Origin of the sequence: Aquabacterium sp. (genome assembly GCF_016234775.1) — a bacterium.
Classification (GTDB): Bacteria; Pseudomonadota; Gammaproteobacteria; order Burkholderiales; family Burkholderiaceae_C; genus Aquabacterium.
Genome location: NZ_JACRAH010000061.1, coordinates 1 through 4,228, shown reverse-complemented (window position 1 = coordinate 4,228; position 4,228 = coordinate 1). Strand labels below are relative to the sequence as shown.

Annotated in this window: 5 protein-coding genes and 2 pseudogenes; all 7 read right to left on the bottom strand. The window is 59.6% G+C overall.

The window, feature by feature from the left end:
* Positions 1-103, bottom strand: a pseudogene (locus HY836_RS17600) (50S ribosomal protein L2); the annotation flags it as partial.
* 2 nt (positions 104-105) lie between these two features.
* Positions 106-420, bottom strand: a complete 315-nt coding sequence (gene rplW / locus HY836_RS17595; RefSeq protein ID WP_290678829.1) for a 50S ribosomal protein L23 — start codon at positions 418-420, stop codon at positions 106-108.
* Positions 417-1,040: a 50S ribosomal protein L4 gene (gene rplD, locus HY836_RS17590; RefSeq protein ID WP_290678826.1), complete on the bottom strand. Its 624-nt coding sequence runs from the start codon at positions 1,038-1,040 to the stop codon at positions 417-419. Before rplD ends, rplW begins: the two co-directional genes overlap by 4 nt.
* Positions 1,040-1,714, bottom strand: a complete 675-nt coding sequence (rplC, locus tag HY836_RS17585) for a 50S ribosomal protein L3 (protein ID WP_290643703.1) — start codon at positions 1,712-1,714, stop codon at positions 1,040-1,042. Before rplC ends, rplD begins: the two co-directional genes overlap by 1 nt.
* Positions 1,715-1,983: 269 nt before the next feature.
* Positions 1,984-3,564: a tetratricopeptide repeat protein gene (locus tag HY836_RS17580; protein ID WP_290678823.1), complete on the bottom strand. Its 1,581-nt coding sequence runs from the start codon at positions 3,562-3,564 to the stop codon at positions 1,984-1,986.
* A gap of 130 nt (positions 3,565-3,694) precedes the next feature.
* A complete protein-coding gene (rpsJ, locus tag HY836_RS17575; protein ID WP_035037922.1) occupies positions 3,695-4,006 on the bottom strand; it encodes a 30S ribosomal protein S10 in 312 nt (103 codons plus the stop codon).
* 76 nt (positions 4,007-4,082) lie between these two features.
* Positions 4,083-4,228: pseudogene (gene tuf / locus HY836_RS17570) on the bottom strand (elongation factor Tu); the annotation flags it as partial.

Here is a 4,228-nt window from a genome sequence, read left to right as displayed (position 1 = left end):
CCAGCAGCGACGCTTCCGGCTTGCCCTTGTGCAGGTGCTTGTGCACCACCTTGACCACGCCACGGCGGCCAGGCGAGGTTGGTTTGACTTTAACGACAGCCATGATTACGCAGCCTCCCCGGAGAAGTTCAGCTCTTGACCGGCAGCCAGAGACACGAAGGCCTTCTTGGCATGGTCACGGCGACCGACACGGCCACCGAAACGCTTGGTCTTGCCCTTCTGGTTCACGACTTGCACGGACTTCACTTCGACCTTGAACAGCAGCTCAACAGCGGCCTTGATCTCGGGCTTGGTGGCGTCGCGCATCACCTTGAACATCACTTGACCACGCTCTTCAGCAGCGGCAGTGGCCTTTTCCGAAATGATCGGAGCGACCAGCACCTTCAGCAAGCGGGCTTCATCAAATTTCAGAGTGCTCATGCGAACATCTCCTGCAGCTTGTCGATCGCACCCTTGGTGACCACGATCTTCTTGTAGAAGACCAGGGACAGGGGATCGGCGTAACGGGGCTCAACGACCAGCACGTTGGGCAGGTTGCGAGCGGCCAGGAACAGGTTCTCGTCCACGTTGTCAGCGATGACCAGGACGTGATCCAGGTTCATGGCCTTCAGCTTGGCAGCCAGCAGCTTGGTCTTGGGGGCTTCGACAGCGATCGAATCGACCACAGCCAGACGGCCTTCGCGAGCCAGTTGCGAGAAGATGGCGGCCATACCGGCGCGATACATCTTCTTGTTGACCTTGTGCGAGAAGTTTTCTTCAGGCAGGTTCGGGAAAGTACGACCGCCCCCACGCCACAGAGGCGAGGAAGACATACCAGCGCGAGCGCGACCGGTGCCTTTTTGGCGCCAGGGCTTCTTCGTGGTGTGCTTGACGGTTTCGCGATCCTTCTGAGCGCGGGTACCTTGACGGGCATTGGCCTGGTAAGCGACGACGACCTGATGGATCAGGGCCTCGTTGTACTCACGGCCGAACACGGTGTCAGAAGCCTCAACCTTGGAGGCAGCTTGACCCTGTTCATTCAGGAGTTCCAGCTGTGCCATCAGTTGGCCCCTTTCTTGATCTTGACCTTGACTGCGGGACGCACGGTGACAAAGCCACCCTTCGAACCAGGCACGGCACCCTTGACCAGCAGCAGTTGACGAGCTTCGTCAACGCGCACGACGTCGAGGTTTTGTGTTGTCACGGTCTCGTCACCCATGTGACCAGACATGCGCTTGCCAGGGAACACGCGGCCAGGATCCTGCGCCATCGAGATGGAGCCAGGAACGTTGTGCGAACGCGAGTTACCGTGCGAAGCACGTTGCGAACCGAAGTTGTGACGCTTGATGGTGCCGGTAAAGCCCTTACCGATCGAAGTGCCTTGCACGTCAACCAGTTGGCCAGCCTGGAACAGGGTGGCAGGGGCGATGGTGGCGCCAGCCTTCAAGTCGGCAGCGACTTCAGGAGCGACGCGGAATTCGCGGGTGATTTCACCAGCTTCCACGCCAGCTTTGGCCATATGGCCAGCTTCAGGCTTGGTCACGCGCGATGCTTTGCGCGAACCGAACACCACTTGCACAGCGGTGTAGCCGTCAGTCTCAACGGTTTTGACCTGGGACACGCGGTTGTTGGACACGTCGAGCACAGTCACAGGCACGGCATCGCCGTCGTCTGTGTAAATGCGCATCATGCCCACCTTGCGGCCCAGCAATCCGAGGCGATTGCTAAGACTCATGGTTTTTTCTCCAGCCTCACAATTGGAGGCCTTTTACACAAGCCCGACATCGATTGGCCGGGCCGACTCTTTCGGCACCTGTCACTCGTACTGACATGACTGGCGCCTTCGAATTCCTGCTGTGACGGCGTTTGCTGCTTAAAAATTAGGCAACGCGCAATCCGCCCATTACGGGAAAGCCTGCGATGATAACAGACAGCACCCAGGTCTGCAAGCACTCCCCGGCCTTAACCGGCGTCAGGCCCCGGGGGCCGCGCTGATCGGGGGCATCAAGGCTTCGCCTGATTTGGCGGAAAGTCCTTGGGGCAAGCGCTCGGCGTACCTGCTGCGGCCTTCTGATCACAAACCGACTGGTTCTTGAGCCACTGAGCAAAGGTCATATTGAGCTGTTTGAAGTCATCACTGCGCTGGTATCCATCTCCCACCGCCCCACGGTGAGTGGCATGCCATTCGTAAAGCGCCTCTCGGCCTTGCACAACTTTGACAAAGTGCGTCTCGGATCGATGCTGCGTCGTTTCATCACAATAGGCCGTCATGACCAGCGTCGGATAGCCGTGCTCCTCGCCGGAAAAGACCCCGTGTGTCATCCAGCCTCTAACGCACGCCTTGCCCAGGATGTCGAGCAAAGGCTTCATGTGCTCGTCAGCCTGCGCATAACGAAGACGGTCAAACCGCCTGAATGTTGCCATTTCCTGCCAATTGTCACCAGACTGGCTCGAAGGCCGGACTTCGCTGTAAGCGACGCCTTCGCGCTCAGCACTGGTTTTGAACAACACCCATCCGGTCGGCCCTTGAATGAAGCCCACCTCCGAGCGCGCGGCCGGCACCACCGCATCCGCAGAGGCGTTCGGCTCGTCCAGAAATTGACGCTTGGCCATGAACGCCGCGCTGGCCTCTTGCGCCTTGGCGCGCAGTGCCTGCAGCTCGGGGTACTTCGTGGCCAGATCGTCCAGCTTGGCCAGCAGGTTTACGGCCTGCTGGTTGGGCACCATACAGGATTGGCGCGAGAGCTCGTTGCGCACCACCCATTCGTTGGACAGCCCCTGGAACCCCGACCCTCGGCGTGCCGCCACCCATAGAGCCGCAGGCAAGCAGGTGCCTCGCGTGTCCTGCCGACTGGCAAGCGTCAAGAAGTAATACGCCTGGGACAGGTCACGAGATCGCCCATCAAACCCACTCATGTAAATGATGCCCAGATTCGTCTGTGCAGCGCTTTCTCCAGCGTCCGCTGCCCTGCGCATCAAAGCCAGGGCCTTGTCGACGTCCTTCTCAACACCCGCACCCTGCAACATCAAGGCAGCCAGATTCAACGATGCCATGGCGAAACCCTGGTCTGCAGCCTTGCGGTACCAGGACACTGCCTGCGCCGGATCAGGGCCCTTGCCATCGCCGATACCTACCGAGTGATACAGCTGACCCAGGTTGTATTGCGCTTCGCTTACACCAAGCTCGGCCGCGCGGCGATGCCACGAGGCGGCTTTGGCCAGATCCTTGTCGACACCGAAACCTCCCGCATAGAGCACGCCCAAATGTGTCATGGCCAGCGGTTCGCCCTTGTCAGCAGCAGACTTCAACAGGGACACGATGCGCAACGGCTCCCCCGCACCGCCCAGCCCCTGAAACTGCACCCCTGCGAGCGCGGTCTCGTAGATGGGGTCGCCGCGCTTGTCGATCTGCGCCTGCAAATCGCGCAAAACAGGCGCCCAATCGCCCGAACGCCTGGCAACGACCACGTCGTCAAGCAGCAGATTGCCGGGCCGGGCTGGCTCAGCCGCCAAAGCAGCCGTCAACATGCAAGCGCTCACCCAGAACACGGCAAACAGGCGAAGCCCATTCATCCTCGTCGTCATGACACGATCCTTCCTGATCTTTTATAAGCTGGTGATGGTAAGAGAGATGGCCAAAAAAAAGCCGCACGACATTGCGTGCGGCTTTTCAATGCCGCCCGGGTTGATCAGGCGGCAACGGTGCAATAAAGATTTACTGCAGCTTGATTTCGACGTCCACGCCAGCCGGCAGGTCGAGCTTCATCAGGGCGTCAACCGTCTTGTCGGTTGGGTCCACGATGTCCATCAGACGCTGGTGGGTGCGGATTTCGAACTGGTCACGCGACGTCTTGTTGACGTGGGGCGAACGCAGGATGTCGAAACGTTGCAGGCGGGTCGGCAGGGGCACGGGGCCCTTGACGATGGCGCCGGTACGCTTGGCGGTTTCAACGATTTCAGCCGACGACTGGTCGATCAGCTTGTAGTCAAACGCCTTCAGGCGGATGCGGATCTTCTGTTGTGCCATGACACACTTCCTTTAATTAAAGAGCGATGAGACGCCCGTCACCAGCCGAAGCCGGGACGGGCATGTGTCATGCGAATCAGTCGAGGATCTTGGCAACCACGCCGGCGCCAACAGTACGGCCACCTTCGCGGATAGCGAAGCGCAGACCTTCTTCCATGGCGATCGGGGCGATCAGCTTGACGGTGATCGACACGTTGTCACCAGGCATGACCATTTCCTTGT

Excerpts from the sequence above, each read along its gene's own strand:
- rplD (WP_290678826.1), bottom strand. The coding sequence starts at position 1,040 with ATGGCACAGCTGGAACTCCTGAATGAACAGGGTCAAGCTGCCTCCAAG.
- HY836_RS17580 (WP_290678823.1), bottom strand. The coding sequence starts at position 3,564 with ATGACGACGAGGATGAATGGGCTTCGCCTGTTTGCCGTGTTCTGGGTG.
- rpsJ (WP_035037922.1), bottom strand. The coding sequence starts at position 4,006 with ATGGCACAACAGAAGATCCGCATCCGCCTGAAGGCGTTTGACTACAAG.
- rplC (WP_290643703.1), bottom strand. The coding sequence starts at position 1,714 with ATGAGTCTTAGCAATCGCCTCGGATTGCTGGGCCGCAAGGTGGGCATG.
- rplW (WP_290678829.1), bottom strand. The coding sequence starts at position 420 with ATGAGCACTCTGAAATTTGATGAAGCCCGCTTGCTGAAGGTGCTGGTC.